This is a genomic window from Fenollaria massiliensis (assembly GCF_000312505.2).
Lineage (GTDB): Bacteria > Bacillota > Clostridia > Tissierellales > Peptoniphilaceae > Fenollaria > Fenollaria massiliensis.
Genome location: NZ_HG326226.1, coordinates 268219 through 292697 on the forward strand (window position 1 = coordinate 268219; position 24479 = coordinate 292697).

Here is a 24479-nt window from a genome sequence, read left to right on the forward strand (position 1 = left end):
CATATCGGATGATATGCACTCTTCTTTTGCCTTTCGCATTCGATTGGCAATGTATGATTTACAAAGAGACGTAACGAAGTGTACATATCTTTGATGAAACTTACATCCAAGCTTGCCTCGAAGTGCCATTTCGCGAGAGTCTCATATTTTATCTAAGAAATTGATATAGCGAAATTAACTCAATAAAGTATTAAGTCAAATAAAAGACGTATATCATTAAGATATGCGTCTTTTTGGTGCTTCAAACTAGATAATTATTTACAAGTGTGTGAAGCTTTTCTATATGCAAAATTATTAAATTATTTATCTTGTAATTAGCAAAATATATTCACAAGAAAATAGGTGCCATCTTTTTTAGGTGGCACCTACGGTGTAAACTAATTATTAAGCTGTATAATATAGTGTGTGTTTAACTATTTCGAAGTTGTTCCAGCTATTGTCCTAACTATGCTTAGTACTTCTTCGTTTGAGTTAAAGTAGCTTAAGTTTGTTATATTGCCATCTTTATCAAGATACATTAGGCAAGGAACGTAGTTTGAGCTGATTAGGTTAAATAAGCTTCTTGCGTTGTAGTGGAAATATGGTAGCATTTGGCTTAAGCCAAGTCTGTTTAGTATGGATGTGATGCTTTGGCTGTCGCCGTTTGTCATCGCTTCTACCATGTTGAAGCTTGATTTATTGATGTTTACAAGGCTTCTCCAGCTTGCTTGACAGCCTCCACATGTTGGATAACCCATGGCAATGACTGTTGGGCGGCGTCCATCCATTAGTGAAGCGATAGTAACTGTTTGTCCTTGCATATTTATAAGTGTGTAATTAGAAACGTTTTTGCCGTATGCGTTTCTTAATTTGCCAAGTAGGTCGCCTGACTCTAAGTGATTAAACTCACCATTGTTATATCTGTCTTGATAGCTTAGTGAGTCTTTGTTTATAGGCTTATCTGGATCTTGGCTTCCAATTGTGAATGACTTTTCGGCTGTATACTCTGGTCTATCTGTCAATGATGCTTTTAATGTGAATTTTCCTTCTGGAACGTAGGAGTTTGTTGTAAATGTTAGCATTGCTTGTCCGTAGTAGTCTGTTTGTCTATCATAGTTATATGATTTTCCATCAGGATATTCGAATATGAATTTAACTCTTTCATTTTTAACTGCGTTTCCATTTTGGTCTTTCACTTCTAGAACCATTCTGATAACGTCGCCTTTTTTGAAATTATCTTTACCAAAGGAGATGTTTAAGTTATAATCAGCTTTTTTCTCTTCTTTCACTATTCTAAATGATTTTGTGACTTTTTTTGCTTTGTAATTATTTGAGATAAGTTCGATAGTAACTTCATGTTCGCCTTCTACGCTTGATTCATCGCTTGTGAAGTAAAGGTTTGTTTCGCCTGTATAAAGTGTTTTTCTATCGTATACGCCGTCTTTGTAAGCGCCGTTTGGGTACTTGATTGTGTATCTGATTGTATCTTGGTTGATGTTTTTACCTGCTAAATCTTGTAGTTTAGCTGTGATCTTAACTGTTTCACCACTTCTTATCTCTTCTTTATCAAAGTTTAGGCTAAGTTTAGCGTTGTACTCTTCTTCTGGCTCGTCACTTCCATCGACATTTAAGCCTAATGTTTTGTATAGTAAATCATATAAACCGTCTTTATCAAGTGCGCCAGCTATATTTACTAATCTTCCGTTTTCATCTAGTATAACTGTATTTGGTGTTGTTAAGAAACCAAGGCGTGATGCCCAGATCTTTTCGTCTGCATCGTAGAATATATGGTTTTTAAAGTGTTCGATATTTAATTCTTTCAAAACGTTATTGGCAAAATTAACTGTTGACTTAACATCTTCTTCAACTGAAGTAACTATCTCAATGAAATTATATTTTTCGTGTGCAAGTGGTGCCATAGCCTTCCACATTTCTACACAGGCTCCGCATCCTGGGTAACCAAAGACTAAAACTGTTTTCTTATTAGGGTCTATAAGGTCTGAAATTCTGTGATCTTTTAAGTTTTCATCTTTTACATAATATTGAAGTATGTTCTTGCCATAATGTTTTTGTAGTGCTTCGTATTCAAAATCACTTGTTTTTAAGTGCTTGTATTGGCCAGATGCTTTTCTTTCTTCATAAGATGTGAATTCTTTTGCATTTGCATCTACACTAAAGATGGCAAGACCATTTGCATTTTTGAAGTCGTTGTAGCTAGCCTTTGCTTCTACTGTGTATTTGCCAAGCTTTGCTGGAGCTGTGAAATTAACTGTGAACTCACCAGTATTGCCTGATTGAACAGTTTTTCTATCGATAGATTTGCCATTGTCATCAAGTAAGACTAAATCGATATTTGCTTTTCTTACGCCGTTAGCATCAAGGTCAGTAACTTTTGCGTTTAAAACAACATTTTCGCCAGGAGTGTATGCTGATTTTTCTGCGCCAATGTTTAAATCAAGCGCTTTATCGTATTCAGGGAAGACTGATGGACGATTTTCTCTAAGCCACTTAGTCATACCGCCGTTCATCCAATAAATCTTAGTAAAGCCAAGCTTTTTCATAATCTCAGCAGTAGCGCCTGAACGAACTTGTGTCCTGCAGTATAATAGGTAAGTTTTGTTCTTATCTAGTGTTTTTATAAAATCTTCATGATCTTTTTGGTAATAATCGTGGTGTATGCAGCCATCGATGTGAGATTCGTTGTATTCAGCCTTTGTTCTTGCGTCAAATATAACGAAGTTTTCATTGCCTTTATTTTCTTCGATAAGTTTTTGAGCCTCATCAGTCTCTATCATCTTGTAGATAGTTTCTTCAGGTATAACTGGGTCTACTGGATCGATAGGCTTTTTGTCGCCGAAAATAATTTTGTATTCAACTAAGGCGCCCTCGTAGCCGTATTTGCTTGCGCTTGCCTTGATAGTGTATTCGCCTTCGCCCATTTCCTTAGTTGGAGTGATGTAAACTGTGGCTATACCATAATTATTAGTGTATTTTGTTAAATTGTACTTAAAGTTATTTGGACCACTTACTTCAATCTTAACAGGTAAATATCTTACACCATATTTTCTTTGGTCAAGAACTTTAATGTTTATCTCAGCTCTATCGCCTAATTTGTAGCTTTCACTATCTTTTTCGAAAGACATATCTAGGTGATAAGGGTTTTTGTATTTTTTAACTTCAAAGCTTGCTGTTCCAACGGCGTCTTTGTATTGAGCGCTCTTAGCTGTAACTTTAACAGTATAAGTGCCTTCAGCTCCTCCGTCTGGACTGTAGAAATAGTTTGCTCTGCCGTAGTAGTTAGTTCTGCCTGTGTTTTTATGAACAGCGCCACTTGCAGTTACTATCTCGATATCTAGGTCTACATTTCTTAAGTTTCTGCCGTTAGCAGTAGTTTTGATTGCTAGTTGAATTTTTTGGTTGTTCATGATTTCTTTTGACATAGGTTTTACCTCTACATCAAAACTTGGACGAGAATCTTCAACTGTAAATGTTAATTTATCAGTATTTGCTTTGTAAGTTCCGCCACTAACCTTGATATTGACAGTGTATTCGCCTGTAGCATAAATTTCATTGGCGCTAAAAGTAAATGTTGCGTTGCCATAGTAGTCAGAGTAAGCTGATTTATTTATGCTTTTTCCATCTGGAGCGATAAGTTCGATCTCAGTCGTTACATAGCGAAGATTTCTGTTTAGGTAGTCCTTTGAATTAACTGTTATACTTTGGCTATAGCCTTGCTTTATAGTCTTAGAGTATACAGATGATGATACTTTGATAATGTTTTTGTCATTATCATCATTATCGTTATTTTCATCATAAACAATTACGTGAGCTTTTTTATAAACACCGTTAGCAGTTTTAGCGATGATGTCGCACTCGCCCTTAGCTATGGCTTTTACGTAGCCGCCTTGAACTGTGGCAACTCTTGTGTTAGTGCTTGTCCAGTATATAGCTCTGTTTGTAGCATTACTTGGCTCAACGCTTGCTTTTATAGTACTTGTTTCATTAACTTTTAATTTAATATTTTCCTTATCTAAGATAATATTTTTTACTTCTACATTTTGAACGTCATCCAAAACATTTACAGTGAATGAATTTCTCTTGTAAGAGCCGTCAGTCGCTGTAGCAGTTACTGTTGCTGTTCCTTTTCTTAAAGCTCTTAAAACGCCGTTATTAACACTAACAATTCCGCTTGGATTAACAGAGTAGTTTAGATTTTTATTTGCAGCGTCCTGTGGCAAAACAGTTGGATTTATTTCATAAGTTTCTCCGACTTTAATATTTAGTGGATCTTCATTAAATTCAATTGAAGAAACTTTCTTATCATAAGATGGGGAAGAACCTGCTGGAACAGTCATAGCCTTTAAAGCGACGTTAGCATTGTATCTAACTTGAGTCATATCAGTCCATCTAGATCCGTCATAGGAGATGTAGGACTCGCCTCTATTTGCTCTTGCTCTTGATGAGTAGCCACTGATGTAGTTTTCAACAGGGATTGGATAGTTATATCCAGGAGTAGTTAGTTTAACTATTGGGGCAAAGTATTCACCGTTTGAAACATTAAACTTTCTTATAGGGACATTAACATAGCCAGCATAAGTCACAGTTCCTTCAGCAACTTTTACTCTGTTATTGAAAGAAACTTGTCCTCTGCCTTTAGTCATGTATATTTCATATCTTGCTCCGTTTGATGGAACGAAGAAACCAACTTGATAAACATCTTTATTAGCATTAACTGGACCGAAAACATTTGAGAAATAAGCGCTTTGACCATTGCCATAGGTGCTTGTCATACCTAAGTCGTCATAGTACCAAATCTCTTCGTTAGGAGTCATGTCCTTTAATTTAAAAATTGCATTGCTTCTGCCTGCAAAACCGTCATAATAAGAAACCCAATAATAACCGCCCATGTATTTCCAGTTTTGTCCCCAAGAGTTCTTGATTAACCAAGCGCCATCTCCTGGAGGAGTGATACCAAAGTTATAACGAGAGAAATTATCGTCCCAGCCAACTATGGCAACAGCGTGGTTAGCGTATCCATTGTAGCCTGGGTTGTATGAACCCATAGTTCTTGTATTTAAGTACGCTTCGTTACCGTTGACAGTTGTGTAAGCAGCGCCGTAGTCCATGATAGCTTGTTTTAATATATCAGTATCCCAGCCGCCTCTAACATCTGGTATATTCATGATCATATCAACATCTTTAACTCTTCTTAATCCTCTAGGAGAGTAAAAATCATAAGGTGAGTATGGTTCGTCTCTTTCTGCGATAGGACCAGAACCACGAGTTAAGTAGGCACTTGCTACTTGCCAAGTACCGCCTTGGTCTGGACCCCAGTCAAAGCCGTGAGTGTTTCTCATGTTCTTTTCACTAAAGTCATTGTACTCGGGCATCAAAACTGATTCAGCTGATGCAAATGATGCAAATGACCAGCAAGAACCGTTAGGTCCTTGATTCTTGACTGGAGTAACACGATTGTGTTCTCTTAAGTCATACTTTCTTGGCGCCGCTTGACGCTCTTTCCAAGGAGCAAACTCATCGCTCTTTTCAAGATTATAATTTGCATTGTAAAGCACAGGACTTACACGCAAACCATAAAACTTTTCGTCTTTGTTGTTTGACATTACCTTGTTGTACTCGGGATTGATAGGCGAGAAAGAGCCCTCGATCTCATCAGTAATTTCATCTTTGTTAACAAGATCTGCTGGATTTACTTGATCTACTAAAGGATCAGATATCTCTAAATCCTCAGCAAATGCTGTTACTGGTGTGACTAGTATTGTAAGCGCTAAAACAAAGCTTAAAATACCTTTAAGAAATTTTCTTTTCATTTACAAACCTCCCTTAGAAAAAAATGCATGAATAAACAAATAAGTTGCATCATTAAGACGTATACCAAAAACAATTGTACCGCGATAAACCGTCAACATTATACTGCTTATAATAATTGATTATAGCATAAAATACAGAAGATTTCAATGATTAAATCTATAGAAAATATTTATAAAAAAACTCGTATTATATAGAAAAATTTAATAATAAAACCTAAAAATTCATACTTTTGTAGTATTTTTCGGCAAAATTGAAAAAAATTTTGCAATTTATTTAAAAAACGATGCAAAATATATTATAATAAGTTAGGAAGTTTGGACTATTAGCTTAAGCTAATTGAAAAAATTTCTATAAAATTTGTTTACAATCACTTGTAAAAATATAAAGAGAGGAGAGGATATCAATGGGGAGTAAAAAGTTTAGAAACTTAGTTTTTCTTTTAGTTCTATGTTTAATATTGACTAGTAATCTTCCAAACATATCTAAGGCACAAGACTTTGAAGGCTTAGAATTTGATGACAATTATGAAGAAACAGTTTTAACGCCTGATGATAGCTCGGAAGATTCTTCTTTGCAAATAAGCGAGATCAATGAAGATTTTGGCGGAGAAGACTTAAGCGTTGCACCATTAAAGGTTGACACAAAGGCAACAGTTCCACAGCTAAGAACTAGATCTATGAGAGCAGCAAAGTTTTATCCCGCTAAATTCGACTTAAGACAAACAGGCATGGTATCTCCAGTTAAAGATCAAGGACAAAATGGTTCGTGCTGGGCATTCGCTACATATGGATCTATGGAATCTATATTATTAAGACAAAAGAAGGGCCTATACGATTTTAGTGAAAAACACTTAAGAAATATGCACGATTTTGACTGGTCTGCAGAAAAGGGTGGTAACCGTGATATGGCAGCTGCTTACTTAGCAAGTGGCAAGGGACCTATATCTGAAGAAGATGACCCTTATGATCCAGTTATAACTGTTTCAAAAAAGGACTTAAGAAGAGTTTTAGATATCGACAAAGTTATCTATCTTCCAGACGTAACAAACATAAACGAAATCGATAACATTAAATGGGCGATAAGTGAGTACGGTGGTGTTTATACTACTGTTAACTCTACATCTTACTATGAAAATAAAAATACAAACTCTATGTATAACCCAGGTCATGGATCTACTAACCACGCTGTAACTATAGTTGGTTGGGACGATAATTTCCCTGCAACAGGATTTACTCAAAACGCACCTGGTAATGGCGCTTGGATTTGTAAAAACTCTTGGGGCAATAAGTATATGGATGCTGGTTTTTACTATGTTTCATACTACGATGGCTTTATAGGCAAGAGCCCAACTGTGTTTATTCCAAAGAAAAAAGACTTAAGAGGTATCATTCATCAATATGATCCACTAGGAGCAACAAGATCTGTTGGATTTAAGGGCGAAGGCTACATGGCAAACATCTATACTGCTAAATACAAAGAACTTCTTCACGAAGTCGGTGTATTTAACGTTGCTAATCAAACTAGTTATGAGGTTTATGTAGTAAGACACATCGATAAAACATCTCAGCTATCAGATAACAGAGTAAAAGTTGCTGAAGGAAATATACTTTATCCAGGTTACTACAATATAGACATCACACCACAACAGCTTGATGAAGGCGAACAATTTGCTGTAGTTGTCTATATGAATTCACAAAGAGCTAAAAACAACACACCACTTGCCATCGAATCAAGAATTAGTGGTTACACATCTAAGGCTGCAGCTGCACCTGGTCAATCATTCTACTCAAAAACTGGTAGCGGTTGGAAGGACTTAACAGAAACTGTTGCTAATGCAAACTTCTGTATCAAGGCCATCACAACAACTGGTGATGAGGTTCCTGAAAAGGACTTAGCTGAGGTTGATGACTCAGGAAGCGATATAATCATAGACGGAAAAGTAAAATTAAGAGATATATCTTTTAATCAAGGCAGCCAAGGCGTTATCGAGATTGATAAAAAAGGTATACTTAGATACACTTTAGAGCCAGCTAATGCTGATGATGTTGAACTAGTTTTTGGAAGCATGGATAAAAAGGTAGCTGTATTTAAAGACGGCGGCATACTTTATCCAGTAGCACCTGGAAATACTAACGTCTTTATAAAAACTAAGGACGGCACTTTAGAGAAGAGATTTAACGTACAAGTAGTTAATCCAGGCATAAGAATTCCAGGCAGAGAAAAGATTGAAGTTTTAGGCGTTAACGATTATGTTCCTGAACCAGAACCAGAACCAGAAAAACCTGGCATTCCTGACGACAAAAAGCCTGACCCAATAAAACCAGAACTAGATCCAGACGTTGCTATATCATTATTTATGAATAGACAATCAGACGTTATAACAGAAGGAAAAACATTTAACATCGAGCCACTTGTTGGTACTTACCCAGCAACTGCTAAGAGAAACTTCATTTATTACTCGGATCATCCAAATGTTGTTGAAGCAAGACCAGACGGTATACTAGTTGCTAGAGGCGTTGGTTACTCAAACATAACTGTTATGACAGATAACGGACTAAAGACTACATTTAGAGCAAAAGTCATACCTGACTATGATAAGCAAGTTATTGAAATAACAAGTTTTACTAACTCAGAAAGAAGATCTGGTATCTTCAGATTATATGGCGAGGCAACAGTTGATGGCAAGCCATACAATGGAGCCGCTACAATCATAGTTAAAAGCGATGACAGAGTAAATGAAAGAAGAGTTTACTTTAACGCAGGAAAAGTAGTAGCTAAGTATCTTGGCGGAGACTTTGCTCTTTCAAGAAGTAAATTCGAAGCAACACTTAAGATAAGAAACCAAGAAAAGACTATAAGATTTGGCAAGTATGGTGAGATACTCGCAGAAGATTTAGAAGATATAAGAATCATAAGTCTTGAAAATACAGAGCGCCACTCAGGCATATTTAGAGTAAATGCTTATATAGAAGCCAATGGCAAACCATACACAGGCTATACAACATTAGAAGTAGAAGCACTTGATGGCAAGACAATCACATCAAAGCTTTGGGCTAAAGAAGGCTACATTGTAAGAGAGTTCACAGCTGGATCCTTTGGATCAGGTCATGATGATTTCGTAGCAAGACTTACAGTAGGAAGCGAAAGAAAAGAACTACACTTCTCTTATGACTTAACAAAACCCGCTTATGGAACTAATCCTGTAGTGAAGATACTATACTTTAGAAATTCAGCTACAAGAACATCAGCTAGATTCACACTTACAGCCGAAGCCATGGTAGACGGAAAACCTTTTGATGGATACGCTACTATAACAACAGAGGGAAACGGCCGTAAACTTACAGACATTGTTAAATTTACAGACGGTAAAGCTCAAATAGAGTACACAGCTGGCAAATTTGCTAACTGGAGAAAAGAATTCACTTCTACACTGAATATTTATGGTGAAGAAACATCCATTAAATATTCATATAATTAATATGATATAAGTGGCTTAGCCAATTATATAAATACATTAAGGGGAGGTTTACCTATGAAAAATTACAAGAATGTACTATCATTTGTCTTGGTATTGGCAATCTTAGTAACAGTATTTAGCCCTCTAGGCAGCGTAGTTAAAGCTGAATCCCAAAAGGATCAAGTTTTACTAGAAATTTCAGATTTAAAGGTCGATATTAAAAACGCCGTTCAAAGCGTTCAAGATATCGAGCCAAAGAATGCTGATGAAAAAGAACTTCTAGATAAGTATCATGAAGCTGCTAAAGACATCAACAGAGAGCTTGAAATAAGCGAAGAAAGAGTGTCAGGTGCTGTACAAGGCATCGCAGACGGATCAGTTTATGATCTAACAACAATTCCAGTAAGAATACAACTTCTTATTAGAATCGGTCGCGCTATAAGATTTGCAACTACTGAACTTTCAAACAAAGTAGTAGCTGCTCACACTAAGATTGCAGAATATATCTTAACAGGTATATTATATGTAGTTAATCCATTTGCAAGCGAAGGACAAATCGTTGAGTACATGGAAAAATTTGAAGCACTTCAACAAGAATTACTTCAATATCCAGATCTTAGACCTGAAGACATAGCAACTATCTACAAGAAAGCCGCTTTTAGCAGAGAGTTATCAGAAGCAAGAAGAGTTTATAACAGTCAAAACAGCGTGACTAAACAATTTAGAGCAAGACCACTTAAAGAAGCCATCGACAACGCTTCTAGAATGTGGTGGAGAATTGATGTAACTTGTGGAGAACTTGATCAACAAGTCGAAAAAGTTCATGCTGAAATGGAAAAGATAACTGGACCAAAGGTTAGAGTAGACAGAATTGAATTTATGGAAGGACCAGCTGGATATATTACTATAGATAAAAAGACAAGAATCAGACCAGTTATATTCCCAAACGAAGTAAAGAATAAAGACGTCATCATTTACTCAGCTAATCCATATATCGCAAGAGTAAGCGCTGGAGAAATCATTCCACAAAAGACAGGATCAACTGAAATCATCGTTACTGCTAAAGATAACAACGTTCAAGGCAAATTTACATTATACGTTGTTGAACAAGGCGGTTACATGGATCAAATCCCACCACTACAAGCAACAGGACAAAATTACGGCTACGATTTAAATCCAACACCAAATCCAGGACATGACGATCAACCACCAATACAACATGACAAGACAGAAGTAAAGAGCGTTGATTTTGCTACAGATAAAATCACTATGACAGTAGGAGACACTTATGATTTATCAGCTCAAGCACTAGTTTATCCAGTAGAAGCAGTTAATAAATCATTATCATACACTTCAGAAAACGATACTATAGCAGACGTTGACAAAACTACAGGACTTGTAAGAGCGCTACACCCAGGACTAATAAAGGTATTTGCTACATCTGAAAATGGAGTTAGAGGCTCAGTTTATGTAGAAGTAAAAGAAAGAAAATTAGAAGATAACATCGAAATTGTTAGAGTAGAAAACACTCAAAGAATAGCTGGTATCTTCTCTATCGAAGTAGAAGCTTTAAATAACGGCAGAGCATATAACGGTTATATGACAGTAGAGGTTACTTCTGGCAGCAAAACATTAACAAAGAAAGTTTATATGAGCCAAGGAAAAGGCAGAGTAAAATTCAACGGATTTGAATTTTATGTTTGGTTAAAAGATTTCCACGCAAAAGTAACAATTAAAGACCAAGTAAAAGAATTAGACTTCTCATACAGATAGTCTATAAATGAAAGGAGATAAAAAATGAAAAAACTTATGACAATCTTCTTAGCGTTATTATTAATGTTTAACACTGTATTAACTACAGTTGCATCAGCTAAGATAGTTAACGACGACGAAGCAGCCATTGGCGAAGACGACATTGATATCGAAGTAAACGATCTAGAAGTTTACAAAAGACAAGTTCAAGCTATAAGAGACGAAGCAAAAGACATCACACCACACAACAAAACAAACAGAGAAATGCTTGAAAACTTCAACGCAAAAACTGACGAATTAGAAGCTAACATTGAAAACTCATATGCACCAGAAGCAGTTGGCGGATTTGGTATGGGATTTGCACAAATCTACGACCTATCCTCAATCCCTCAAAGATTAATGCTAGTTGGTAGACTATGTGTAGCAATGAGATTTGCAACAACAGCTTTAAGATATAAAGTTGACCAAGCACACGTAGAAATCGCTGAATATGTTTTCCAAGGTCTAGTAATCGCAGTAAGCCCATTCCATACAGTTGACGATATGAAAGCTTACATGGCTGAATTTGAAGCACTAAAAGCAAAACTTATAGGTTACCCAGATTTAACACCAAACGATACAGCTAACCTTTATGTTAGAAGCGACCTTGATCACAAACTAGTAAAAGCAAGAGCACTTTACAGAACAGACCTTAAAGAAGCTCCTCAATACGTTTTAGATGATTTAAACAAAGTTATAAAAGAAGTTACTTCAATCAGACTTAGACCACAAGCTCTAGTTAGAGAAATCTATGAAGCATCAGATATGCTAGATGCAGCAGTAGGTAAAGCAATAGCTCAATTACAAAACGACCACAGAATTACTTCAACAGAAAGAAGCGATTTAAGAGAACACAGAGACTTAGCTAGACGCGCAAGAAGAAACGGAGATAAGAGAAAAGAATTAGGAGACGCTATCGATTTAGCTAACAAGCTAATCCTTCAAAGAAGAGCATCTTCAAGACAAGTTCAAGAACTTATCGATACAATCAGAATGCTTCTTGACATGGGTCCAAGAAACTAATTATAGTTTTTATTAATAGTTAATAGCAATTAAATGAGAGAGTCTATATATCAATTTATATGGCTCTCTTTAATTTTGCATTCAATTTGCGCCAAAACGAGCCCTTGCGCTTGTTCGCTTTTCGACAATGCTCGAGTACTTCGTGTACACTCCGCTTGTCTCAAAGCTCCACTGCGCACAATCATCTCGTTTTCTTCGCAAATCTAGCATGGTGCCAAAACGAGCTTTAGGCGCAAATTGACAATTGCACATCGAAAATTGCTTTCCTTCGCTTGCTACGTCTACGAAAACTGATAATTTCTAAGCTTACTCACCTGTGGTCTCATATTCGTTCGCTTCACTCAGCTAGATGAGCCCACGGGCGGTTCGTTGCGCTAAGAAATTTAAACAGTTTTCTCCGAAGGCTGCGCTCGTGAAAATCAATTTTCTCACTAAAACGCTTTGTATTTATATTGATCAAGAAATGCGCTGCTTTTGGAACATATCTTTTCTCACTAAAAACAGTTTTCTCTGAATGCTACGCTCGTGGAAATCGCTTTTCTCACTAATAATGCTGTTAAGTACAAAAAGAGACCAAAGATTTACTTTGATCTCAAAATATTTTTTATTAACTACTTAAAATAGAACGTGAAATATTTATTTTAATAAAAATATTTTTATTCACTAAGTTTTTATCCATATACTCTGGAACTATCTTTGACCATGGGATTTCGCAGAGCGATTTGATGATTGGGCTCACTTGAATATAAAATTTCTTATTTTAATAAAAATATTTTTATTCACTAAATTTTTATCCATATACTCTGAAACTATCTTTGACCATGGGACTTCGCAGAGCAAAGAAGAACCTCACCCATTTACAAAGCTTCGCTTTGAATGGGTCCCGAGAACCTTGGTGCAAGACACTTGAGATGATTGGACGAAGTGGACTGACGAAGCAAGCGCAGCGTACACTAAGTACGTGAGCATTGCTGAGGAGGGATCCGTAAGATCAATCAAAGCTGTCTTCGTTTCACTCGACACCTTTGTGATCTCTGGAATAAATCATACATAGCCAATCGAACTTCGCTTCGCTCGTTCTCTTGGTGTATGAAATTAACAAGCTCAAGGGCTCGTTTGAATGCGAACACCTTTTAACAACATTTAAAGATAACTTTAAATGTTGTTCCTTTATTTATCTCAGATTCCACATCTATCGTTCCGCCCATATCCTCAACTATATGCTTAACTATGGCTAGTCCAAGTCCTGTTGAGTTTGTATTTCTATTTCTTCCTTTGTCGACCATGTAGAAGCGTTCAAATATACGAGGAATCTCGTCTTTCGCAAGGCCTATGCCTGTGTCTGTAATTTTGCTTATAATATTGTCAGCGCGTTTTTCTACTGTGATAATTATTTTGCCGCCATCTTTATTATACTTAATTGCGTTTGAAATCAAGTTCCTGTAAAGCTCTGAAAGCATGCCAAGTGGCACGTTTTTCTTAAGTCCTTCTTCAATATGGCACTCGACTGATAAATTTTTCGCATCTATTTTTCCTTTATATAGCTCTAAAATTTCATCTATGGTCTCTTTAATTGAGACTTCTTCTTCACATTTTAGCTCTGGTTTTTCGTCAAGCTTTGATATCAATATGATATTTTCAATAAGTCTGAGCATTTGTCCTGCTTCGTCAAAGATGATGCCGGAGAATTTTTTGATGTCTTCGTCCTTCACCATGCCATTCTTAATTAGCTCGGCGTAGCCAGATATCGATGTTAGTGGGCTCTTTAGCTCGTGCGAAACGTTCGCAGAAAATTCGCGTCTAAGCTTTTCGGCCTTTTTCTCGTCGTTCACATCCAAGACAAGCATGATGATGCCTGTAAGTGTGCTGCCGCTCTCAATTGGCGAAAGATAAATTTTTAGGCTGTCTTCGTCTGCCATAAGCTCGAAGCTCGAGGCTTTATGTGTTTTGACTAGTTCTTTCAATTTATCCGAAACTTCTTGGCTTCTTGTTAATCTCACTATGTCCATATCCATGTAATTGGCTTGCATGCTTGCTTTGAAGAGTTTTTTTGCCGCTTCGTTTAACTGAAGAACTTTTAGCTCTGGATCAATCAAAACCAATCCTTCATTCATGTTACGAAGTATCTCACTTACTGTTGCTTCCTTATTTTCAAGCCTTTCGATATATTCTTTAATATCTTTATTTTTTCTCTCTATAGTCCTTATGAATGGACTTAGTTCGTCGTAAACATCGAGCTTTTGGGTACTAAAATCATCTCTATGAAGGTGCTCTGAAGCGTAATCGATGGGTTTTAGGAGTTTATCGACAAGTTTTCTATTTAGGAATAATAATACTAGTATCAATAGTATTGACATAAGTAGTATTAGTGGCACTGTCTTCATAAACTGACCAAGTATTGACTCTGTTTGCTTTGAAATTCTTACTACATTTCCATCTTGCATAAGCTGTGCGTAGTAGTAAGTGTCCTTACCAAGCGTATTTGATAGTCTAACATCTTTACCAAGATTGCCATTTAGTGCCTCTTTAATCTCTTTTCTACTCGCATGGTTCTCCATATTTTTAGGATCTGTAAAATTGTCATAGATGACACTTCCATCAGGGTCCACTACTGTCACACGGATATTGTTTTTAAATGTGCCAATATTTTCAAGTGCGTCCAAATCCATGCTCGAGGCAAATTTCAATTCATCTTGCAAATCTCTTAGCTCGTTTGCGCTAGTATTTTTGTAGATTAAAAAAACTGTGAGCGAAACGCTTATTAATATCGCTAGAAAAAAGCAGATGGCGTAGGTGATATTTAATTTTTTCTTCATTTAGCATCACCAACTTTGTAGCCAAGGCTTCTGATAGTCTTGATTATGCCTTGATATGGCTCAATCTTCGATCTGATTGAGGCGATGTGAACGTCAACGGTTCTTGTTTCTCCTTCAAAATCGTAGCCCCAAATCTTTTCTATAAGTCTATCTCTAGTCAAAACGATGTTTGGGTTTGATAATAAAAAGTAGAGTAGCTCGAATTCTTTATATGTTAGAGAAATGTCGCGGCCATCGACTTTTGCGACTCTTTTTTCGTAGTCAAGCGTTATGCCTGCGTACTCAAGGATCTCGCCTTCACTCACTTTGCTACGTCTAAGTAGGGCTCTTACTCTTGCTAAGAGCTCCAAGACGCTAAATGGCTTTGTGATGTAGTCATCGGCGCCTCTATCAAGCCCAGTAATCTTGTCAAACTCAGTTGTTTTTGCAGTTAGCATTATCACGGGTATATTCTTTAGCGCAGCATCTTTTTTCATTCTATCAAGTATTTCAAGGCCGCTCATACCAGGCAGCATGATGTCGAGCATAACTAGTGTTGGCATCTCTTTTTTTACTCTAGAGAAAAATTCATCGGCATTTTCGAAGCCTTCAGCCTTGTAATTTTCATTGTGCAGAGCATATAGAACTAATTCTCTAATGCTTCTGTCGTCTTCAACTATATAAATCATAGTTCCTCCTACTCATAGTGCTTTGCTGTGATTGAAAATACGCTCCAGTCCGCGATAGCCTCTGCGTTGTCGCCAATTCTTTCGAAGTATTTCGCAATTTGAATTATGTCTATGAGCCTTAGAGCGTCCTCTTTTTTCTCGCCAATTTTAGTGGCGACTTCATTCATAATATGGCTGAATAAATCGTCAATCTTGTCGTCAGATGCGATGACTTTGTAGCTCTCTTCCAAATCGCCAGTGATAAAGGCATCAATCGCGCTCTTTAGCATCTTCTTAGTCGATAGGCACATATCCAAAATCTCTTCAGTAAAGTTTTCGAGTGCATTTGTGAATTTCAAAAGGCCAGCAATTTCAATCACGTGTCCACCAATCTTTTCAATATTTCTAATGATATTCAAAGTTGACGAGACAAATCTCAAATCCTTCGCAACTGGTTGCTGTGTCGACATAATCTTAAGGCAAAGCGTTTCGATACTTCTACTAAAGCCGCATATTTCTTCATCTTTTGCTTCAAGCACACTTAGCTTATCCGCTAAATCAGAGCTATCTGGCGCCTCTTCAATAATTACCTTCATATCCATCAGCATTTTTTCAACTGTAGCACTATATAAAATGATTTCGTTTTTTAAATTTTCTAACTCGTTAATGTATCTTGTTCTTACCATAATTATACCCCTTTTTTAACCGAAACGACCAGTAATGTAGTCTTCAGTTTTTTTATTTTTTGGATTTTGGAAAATGGTGCTCGTTTGATCCGATTCAATTATTTCTCCTTCAAAGAAGAATGAGCAAAAGTCCGATATACGAGCAGCTTGCTGCATATTGTGAGTCACTATGACTATGGTGTAGCTCTTTTTAAGTGAGTCGCATAATTCTTCGATCTTAGATGTAGATATTGGGTCAAGGGCCGATGTTGGTTCGTCCATCAAAAGAACTTCTGGCTCAACAGCTAGCGCCCTTGCAATGCATAGCCTTTGTTGCTGTCCACCAGATATTTGCAAAGCATTTCTCTTTAATTTATCTTTTACTTCGTCCCAAAGAGCAGCGCCCCTCAAAGACCTTTCTACTATGATGTCAAGGTCTTTTTTCTTTTTTATACCGTGAACGCGAGGACCATAAGCAATGTTATCATAGATAGACATGCTGAAAGGGTTTGGCTGCTGAAAAACCATGCCGATCCTCTTGCGAAGCTCGTTCACATCAACCTTTGGAGCGTAGATGTCTTCGCCATCCAAAGTGATTTCGCCAGTGATTTTTACACCATCGACAAGATCATTCATTCTATTTAAGCTCTTTAATAGCGTTGACTTACCACAGCCAGATGGGCCAATGAAAGCCGTGATTTTGTTCTCAGGCATATCCATAGACACATTCTTTAGCGCCTGAAAATCACCATAAAAGAGGTCAACGTTTTTAACTTCAATTTTATTCATTATTTACTCATAACCTTTCTTGATAATTTTGTTGATAGCATATTGATAATTACGACCACTATCAGTAATATAAAGGCAGTCGCAAAACTTTCTTCAACGTGAAAACCTTCTTCGCTCAAAGAATACATGTGCAAGGCAAGTGTCCTGCCTGATTGATTTAAGCCAGTCGGTAGGCCAGTAGTGTTGCCTAGAGTGTAGATAAATGCGGCTGTTTCGCCGACTATCCTTCCTATAGCAAGTATTATCCCAGCCAAAATTCCGTTCATGGCTGGAGGCAAAACTACTTTAAATATAGTAGAAAGTTTTCCTGCGCCTAAACCATAAGATGCCTTTCTAAATGAGTCAGGCACACTAAGAAGTGCCTCTTCAGATGTTCTGATTATAATTGGCAAAACCATAATGATGGCGGTTAAAACGCAAGCAGCCACACTGTACTGCATTTGCATTTGATAAACGAAAAGGATCAGGCCAAATAGACCGTAGATTATAGATGGAATACCAGCTAGTGACTCTGTTCCAAGCCTAATTAGTCTAACGACTCTAGAGCTTTTATTTGCGTATTCACTTAGGTAGATAGCGCTAGCGACGCCTATGGGCACGGCTGCTAAAAGAGTTAGGATGACTACAATTAGCGTAGTGATGAGGCTTGGCAGCATTGATACATTTTCTGTTGTGTACTTAAATGCAAAAAGTGATGGCCTTAAGTTTGGTATGCCATTAATAGAAATGTAGAGGATTATGAAGATAAGCGTTGCCAAAGTAAAGTAGGCAGCTGTTTTAATCAGAATTTTTAAAAATTTACTCATAATTCTTCTCACTTCCTTTTATAAAGTAGAAAATAGTGTTAATTATCAAAATAAATATAAATAGAACCATGGCTGTTGCGATAAGCGCTTGCAAATGCTTTGGTGTAGCGTATGCCATCTCTATAACGATGTTTGTTGTTAAGGTTCTAACGCCTTGTGTAAGCTGAGTTGGTATTCTTGGCTGATTGCCTGCAACTAAGTAAACTGCCATAGTCTCGCCGATGGCTCTACCTATACCTAAGATGAAAGATGAGATGATGCCGCTCTTTGCAGCGGGCACCACAACTCTAAATATACTGATTTCCTTGCTTGCGCCTAATGCTACCGAACCTTGATAGAAGGCTTTGGGGACGGCTCTTAATGATGAATCGCAAATCGATATTATCGTTGGAAGTATCATTATTCCTAAAAGTAGGGAAGCCGTTATTATATTCATGCCGTCGCCGCCAAATGCGCTTCTTATAAGTGGCACCATAACTACTAGAGCAAAGAAACCATATACAATTGAAGGGATGCCTGCCATAAGCTGAACAGCGGGTTCAAGTATTTTGTAAACTTTTTTATTGGCATAAAATGCCATATATATGGCTGTTAATAGGCCTATAGGAAGACCGATGATTATCGCGCCAAGTGTTGTATAAACAGATCCCACGACCATGGACACTATGCCATAAGAGGCAGGAACATTTCTAGGCGCCCAAGTTTTGCCAAATAAAAATGCTTTAAGTCCGTACTCTTTTACAAAAGGTATGCCTCTTGAAAAAATGAAGTAGCATATCAAAAAAAGAGCAAAGACTGAGATAAGAGAGATGATAAAGAAGAAATACTTCATGAAAGTCTCTTTAAAGTTTTTATTCATAATTACTCCTTATATAATTATGGAGGGCTCAAATTCGGCCCTCCACGTGTAGTACTAATTTATTTTAATTATTTAATGTCGCCCCAAGTTTTGATATCTCCTACGAAGATGGCTTTGATTTGATCAAGTGTCAAGTCTTCAACTGCGTTGTCATTATGAACTATAACAGCGATACCGTCTTTAGCGATAACTACATTTGTTAATTCTGCTTTTTCCTCGTCAGATAGGTCTCTTGAAGCCATACCTAGGTCAGCTGCGCCTTGTATAGCTGCTTGTATACCAGCAGATGAGCCAGTTGCTTGTATTTCAATCTTAACGTCTGGATACATTTCCATGTATTTTTCAGCAAACTTTTCCATAAGTGGAGTAACAGAAGTTGAGCCGCCAAGAACAAGCTTACCAGACTCAGAGTTTTGTTTGTATTCAGGTGCTGCAGTGTCAACTTGAACGTATTTGTTTTCAAGAACCATTTCTTGACCTTCCTTAGACATCATAAAGTCGATGAAGTCTTTCTTAAGTCCGTTTAGCTCTCCTTTATAAACAATGTTGAATGGTCTTGCAATCTTGTATGAAGCGTTTAGAACGTTTTCAGCGCTTGCTTCAACGCCTTCAACCTTGACAGCCTTAACGCTATCGTTTAAAGAGCCTAAAGAGATGTAGCCGATGGCATTTTTGTCGCCGTTAACAGTCATTAGCACAGCGTTAGTAGATTTTTGAACAACAGCGTCAATAGTTGTTTTGTCAACCTTTTGGTCGCCGTCTTTTTCTTCTATGCCAGTGATTTCAATGAAAGCACCTCTAGTACCAGAACCGTCTTCTCTTGATATTACAGTGATAGGTTCGTTTGAAGCTTCAGGTGCTTTTTCTTCAGTTTTTTCTTCAGTCTTTTCTTCTGTTTTTGTTTCAGTAGCTGTTTCCTCTGGTTTGTCCTCGCCCTTAGAGCAAGCTACTAGTGATAGAGCTAATACAAGTACTAGCATTAATGAAATTAATTTTTTTGTCATTTTAAATAACACTCCTTTAAATGATTTTTACAAATTGATTATAGGGTTATTATGTAAAGGAAGTATGTATGAAGTGTAAAGATTGTGTAAAATATGTAAAATTTTGCGAATTTTACATTCGGTTTGCGATCTTGGCTAGTTTCGAATTATTTTGCCTGCGCGGAGTGCGTTTAGCACACGTTAAGTCCATGCACCAAGAGAACGAGTGTTAGCGATGTTCGATTGGCTATGCATGCCTTATGCCAGAGTTTACAAAGAGACGGAGCATAGCGAACGTCGATTTGATTAAACTTACGGCCACTCCAAAAAATTCTGTACAACGCCAATCTCAGCATAGCGCAAAGGTTCTCGGCCATTTATGGGCGAGGTTCTTCATCGCTCTGCAAAATTATGTAGTAACGATTCAGATGCGTCATTTCACAAAACACTTTCCGTTCTGATTTAGAGCTAAGATTATTTGTAGTTCTTATAAAAATTATATAGACAGCTCAGAAAAAATAAGTACAGCAACTATTTAATTAGAAAATTGATTTTCACGAGCGCAGCCTTCGGAGAAAACTGCCTTAATTTCTTAGCGCAACGAACCGCCCGTGGGCTCATCTAGTGAAACGAATATGAGACCACAGGTGAGTAAGCTTAGAAATTATCAGTTTTCGTAGACGTAGCAAGCGAAGGAAAACAATTTTCGATGTATGTTAAGATCAAAACCATTTTCAAAAATCAAAGGCCTATATATAATAAGAAGACATTTTTACAAAAGTCTTCTTGCGATCAAAAATACTCACGTATTTTAAATCTAAGGAAAGAGAAGTATTAAAAACTATATATCACTTGTCCACATAAAAAATAAAATTGCCATAGCCATTATCGTTATTAAATTTCTTGTATTTTCTTCTAAAATAGAGTATAATAAAGGGTGAAGTAATTTAAAGAGGGTGAAAATATGGGATTATTCTCAAAAATATTTGGCTCTACATCTGATAGGGCTATTAAAAAGAACAGATCACAAGTTGATGAAGTTATGGCTTTGGAGGATTCTTACTCTAAGCTATCTGACGAAGAATTAAAGGACAATACTAATAAATTAAAGGAAAGACTTAAGGGCGGCGAAACGCTTGATGACATTTTACCGGAGGCATTTGCAACTGTTAGGGAAGCTTCTAAGAGGGTTCTAGGCATGACGCCATACAGGGTGCAAGTCGAAGGCGGCATCATTTTGCATCAAGGCCGCATCGCTGAGATGAAAACTGGTGAAGGTAAAACTTTGGTTGAGACTATGCCGGCCTACCTTAATGCGCTTGAGGGCAAGGGCGTACACATAGTTACTGTAAACGACTACCTTGCAAAGCGTGACAGGGACTGGATGGGCAAGGTTTTTGAATACCTTGGTCTATCTGTTGGCTGCATTATTCACGATATGCCTAAGGATGAGAGAAAAGTGGCTTACGCATCTGACATAACTTATGGTACTAACAACGAATTTGGCTTTGACTACCTAAAGGACAACATGGTTATCTACAAGGAAAATATGGTGCAAAGAGAGCTAAATTACGCGATTGTCGACGAAGTTGACTCCATCTTAATAGATGAGGCGAGAACACCACTTATAATTTCTGGTCAAGGCGATAAGTCGACTGACCTTTACGAGCTTGCCAAAACTTTTGTCTCGAGGCTATCGGTTAGGGTGCAAGACCCTGATGAAAAGATTGACCCGCTTGATAGATTTGTTAAGCAAGAGGAAGAAGAGGAAGAGACTAAGGACTACATTGTAAACGAAAAGGAAAGAACTGTGCTATTAACAGAGCTTGGTACTAAGAAGGCGGAAGAATTCTTTAAGGTGGAAAATCTTTCTGATATTGATAATATGGAGATCATTCATCATATCAATCAGGCGATGAAGGCTAGAAGTCTTATGAAGAAGGACAAGGACTACGTTGTGAAAGATGGCGAGATCATCATCGTTGACGAGTTTACTGGCCGTTTAATGTTTGGTAGACGCTACTCAGATGGTCTTCATCAAGCTATTGAGGCTAAGGAAGGCCTTGAGGTTAGAAGTGAGTCCAAGACTTTGGCGACTATAACTTTCCAAAACTATTTTAGAATGTACAAAAAACTTTCAGGTATGACTGGTACTGCAAAGACTGAAGAAGAGGAATTTCAAGACATCTACCACATGGACGTTATTGAGATACCGACTAACAAGCCAGTTATCAGAGTGGACAATCCTGACGAGATATATAAGACTGAGGGCGAAAAATTTGGCGCAGTTATTGATGATATCAAGGCTAGACACGCTACTGGACAACCAGTTCTAGTCGGAACCATATCCATAGAAAAGTCTGAAGAATTATCTAAGCTATTAAAAAAGACTGGCATCAAGCATGAGGTCTTAAACGCGAAGTTCCACGACAAAGAAGCGGAGATAGTTGCTCAAGCTGGCCGTTTGGGCCAAGTTACTATCGCAACTAACATGGCAGGCCGTGGTACCGACATCATCTTAGGTGGTAACCCTGAGTTTATGGCGAAGCAAGCGATGAGAAGAAAGGGTCTATCTGAAGAAGAGATGGCTCAAGTTGACTCTCACGAGGATACAAAAGATACTGAAGTTTTAAAGAACAGAAAAGAATACGAAGAATTTGTTGAACAATATAAGGATGAACTTCAAGAGGAAAAGGCTAAGGTTATTGCAGCAGGCGGCTTACACATCATCGGTACTGAAAGACACGAGTCAAGACGTATCGATAACCAACTTCGTGGTCGTGCTGGTAGACAAGGTGACCCCGGTTCATCGACATTCTATATATCGGCTGAGGACGATTTGATGCGTCTATTTGGCGGAGACAGATTTAAAAACGCCATCGACATGATGAATATGCCTGAGGGCGATTCGATCAAATCACCGCTATTGACAAAGCTAATCGAGTCAGCTCAAAGAAAGGTCGAAGGAAATAACTATGGAATCAGAAAGCACGTACTAAAATACGACGACGTAATGAACAAGCAAAGAGAAGTTATCTATACTGAAAGAAAGAAACTTCTTGATGGCGCTGATTTTAGGGACAATATCGTTGCCATGATTAAGGATGTCATAGCTAGTTTTGTTAACACAATGTGTTTCGAAAAAGAAGACTGTGGCGACTGGGACTTCAAGAGCTTATTTATGCACCTTAAAGCTATTTTCGATATAGACATGGAAGATATTAGTGGCCTAAACATAAATGACGTTCACAAAGACGAGCTTATAGACATGCTTACAGAGCACGCACTTAAAAAATATGAGGCGAAGGAAAGGGAATTTACTCCTGAAAAGTTCAGAGAAGTAGAAAGAATCGTGCTTCTACAAGTTGTTGACGACAAGTGGATGGATCACATCGATGCGATGGATCAGTTGAAACAAGGTATTGGACTTAGGTCTATGGCGCAAGAGGACCCTGCTAGAGCCTACGCAATTGAAGGCTTTGACATGTTCGAGGCGATGAACGAAGCAATCAAGGAAGATACTTTAAGAATTTTATTCCACGTTGAAGATCCAAGCAAGGTTAAGAGAAAAGAACAAAATAAGAATATAAAGGAAGGTTTTGAAGGCGATAATGCTGGCGAAAAGAAGAAGCCATTCGTTAGAAAAACTAAAAAGATAGGCAGGAACGATCCTTGCCCATGCGGAAGCGGCAAGAAATACAAGAACTGCTGCGGAAAGGACGAGTAATGAAGACTTTACAAGAGTATAAAGAAGATTACGCGGATTTTAATGAAAGATATATAAAGTTAGGAGACTATCTTTGACGTTCATAGTCTAAAAGAGACTAAGGATAAGCTTGAGAGGAAGATGGCTGAGCCACAATTTTGGGACGATAAAGATGCCGCAGATAGAGTTATAGACGAGCTTAAAGACATTAATACACCTCTAGGAACTTATGAGGAGATAGGCTCGAATCTTGAGGATATGAGTGTCTATATAGAGCTATACGAAGAAGAAAGACCCGATAATTACAAGGCTCTACATGATTTGGCTGAAACCATTGACAATGCGCTCGAAGAACTTAAGGTCAGGACGCTACTTGATGGCGAATATGATAAGAATGGCGCGGTCGTATCGATACACGCTGGTACTGGCGGCACCGACGCTCAAGACTGGGCGGAGATGCTCTACCGCATGTATACGAGATGGGCAGCCGATCATGAGTATAAACTAGAGGTCATCGATTACCTAGCTGACACCGAAGGCGGCATAAGAAGCGTTTATTTCAAGGTCTTAGGTGCCTACGCCTATGGCTTTTTAAAGGCAGAGCGCGGGGTACACAGACTTGTTAGGATATCGCCATTTGACTCGCAAAAGAAGAGGCACACAAGTTTTGCCTCAGTCGACGTCTTTCCTGACATAGATGAAAATATTGTGATAGATATAAAAGAAGAGGATTTAAAGATAGACTACTACCGCTCACAAGGCGCTGGAGGTCAATCCGTAAACACAACTGATTCAGCGGTTCGTATCACGCATATACCGACTGGCGTGGTCGCAACTTGCCAAAACGAAAGGAGCCAAAAGCAAAATAAAGAGGTTGCACTTCGTATTTTGTATGGTAAACTTGTTCAGCTCAAGGAAGAGGAACGCAAAAAGACCATAGATGAGCTTACTGGCGACTACTCACAAATTGCGTGGGGCTCGCAGATACGCTCCTATATCTTCAATCCGTACATGCTTGTCAAGGACCATAGGACAGATGTAGAGAACTTTGATGTGCAAAAAGTCATTGACGGCGATATCGACAAGTTTATCTACGCTTACCTTGACCACGTGAGGAGTGATGTATAGT

General features: G+C 37.8%; 13 protein-coding genes. 5 read left to right on the forward strand and 8 right to left on the reverse strand.

Annotated features, from left to right (window positions below):
* Nucleotides 1-413: 413 nt before the first annotated feature.
* Nucleotides 414-5807 carry a lectin like domain-containing protein gene (locus BN30_RS09625; RefSeq protein WP_019214407.1) on the reverse strand — a complete coding sequence of 1798 codons (5394 nt, stop codon included), beginning with the start codon at nucleotides 5805-5807 and terminating at the stop codon, nucleotides 414-416.
* A 404-nt stretch (nucleotides 5808-6211) separates the two neighbouring features.
* On the opposite strand from BN30_RS09625, the gene BN30_RS09100 reads away from it, so the two are divergent.
* From BN30_RS09100 to BN30_RS04970, 3 genes are read left to right on the forward strand one after another with little or no spacing between them, the layout of a single operon-like run.
* Nucleotides 6212-9286: a C1 family peptidase gene (locus tag BN30_RS09100; protein ID WP_019214408.1), complete on the forward strand. Its 3075-nt coding sequence runs from the start codon at nucleotides 6212-6214 to the stop codon at nucleotides 9284-9286.
* A gap of 54 nt (nucleotides 9287-9340) precedes the next feature.
* Nucleotides 9341-11038: a CAMP factor family pore-forming toxin gene (locus tag BN30_RS04965; protein ID WP_019214409.1), complete on the forward strand. Its 1698-nt coding sequence runs from the start codon at nucleotides 9341-9343 to the stop codon at nucleotides 11036-11038.
* Nucleotides 11039-11062: 24 nt separating this feature from the next.
* Nucleotides 11063-12079 (forward strand): CAMP factor family pore-forming toxin, encoded by a 1017-nt coding sequence (locus BN30_RS04970; protein ID WP_019214410.1) that lies wholly within the window; start codon nucleotides 11063-11065, stop codon nucleotides 12077-12079.
* A 1133-nt stretch (nucleotides 12080-13212) separates the two neighbouring features.
* Here BN30_RS04970 and BN30_RS04975 read toward each other — a convergent pair.
* The 7 genes from BN30_RS04975 to BN30_RS05005 all read right to left on the reverse strand — a co-directional run bounded on the left by BN30_RS04975 (nucleotide 13213) and on the right by BN30_RS05005 (nucleotide 19665).
* Complete coding sequence (locus BN30_RS04975; RefSeq protein ID WP_019214411.1) at nucleotides 13213-14895, reverse strand: sensor histidine kinase; 1683 nt, start codon at nucleotides 14893-14895, stop codon at nucleotides 13213-13215.
* On the reverse strand, nucleotides 14892-15563 hold the full coding sequence (locus BN30_RS04980; RefSeq protein WP_019214412.1) for a response regulator transcription factor: 672 nt from the start codon (nucleotides 15561-15563) through the stop codon (nucleotides 14892-14894). Before BN30_RS04980 ends, BN30_RS04975 begins: the two co-directional genes overlap by 4 nt.
* Nucleotides 15564-15571: 8 nt before the next feature.
* A complete protein-coding gene (gene phoU, locus BN30_RS04985) occupies nucleotides 15572-16228 on the reverse strand; it encodes a phosphate signaling complex protein PhoU (RefSeq protein ID WP_019214413.1) in 657 nt (218 codons plus the stop codon).
* A 15-nt stretch (nucleotides 16229-16243) separates the two neighbouring features.
* Nucleotides 16244-16996, reverse strand: a complete 753-nt coding sequence (gene pstB, locus BN30_RS04990) for a phosphate ABC transporter ATP-binding protein PstB (protein WP_019214414.1) — start codon at nucleotides 16994-16996, stop codon at nucleotides 16244-16246.
* Nucleotides 16996-17802: a phosphate ABC transporter permease PstA gene (pstA, locus tag BN30_RS04995; RefSeq protein WP_019214415.1), complete on the reverse strand. Its 807-nt coding sequence runs from the start codon at nucleotides 17800-17802 to the stop codon at nucleotides 16996-16998. The genes pstB and pstA overlap by 1 nt, the downstream gene beginning before the upstream one ends.
* The gene (gene pstC, locus BN30_RS05000) at nucleotides 17795-18661 is read right to left on the reverse strand and encodes a phosphate ABC transporter permease subunit PstC (RefSeq protein ID WP_019214416.1); all 867 of its coding nucleotides are present in this window, start codon (nucleotides 18659-18661) and stop codon (nucleotides 17795-17797) included. The genes pstA and pstC overlap by 8 nt, the downstream gene beginning before the upstream one ends.
* Before the next feature lie 68 nt (nucleotides 18662-18729).
* The gene (locus BN30_RS05005; protein ID WP_019214417.1) at nucleotides 18730-19665 is read right to left on the reverse strand and encodes a substrate-binding domain-containing protein; all 936 of its coding nucleotides are present in this window, start codon (nucleotides 19663-19665) and stop codon (nucleotides 18730-18732) included.
* Nucleotides 19666-20608: 943 nt separating this feature from the next.
* Between BN30_RS05005 and secA the strand changes: the two genes are divergently transcribed.
* Both secA and prfB read left to right on the forward strand, forming a co-directional pair.
* Nucleotides 20609-23371 (forward strand): preprotein translocase subunit SecA, encoded by a 2763-nt coding sequence (gene secA, locus BN30_RS05010; protein WP_019214418.1) that lies wholly within the window; start codon nucleotides 20609-20611, stop codon nucleotides 23369-23371.
* Nucleotides 23371-24478 (forward strand): peptide chain release factor 2 gene (gene prfB / locus BN30_RS05015; RefSeq protein WP_207636142.1). Its coding sequence is split into 2 segments (ribosomal slippage): nucleotides 23371-23445 and nucleotides 23447-24478, totalling 1107 coding nucleotides; the frame shifts between segments, so codons are not numbered across the junction. Before secA ends, prfB begins: the two co-directional genes overlap by 1 nt.
* Nucleotide 24479 lies beyond the last annotated feature (1 nt).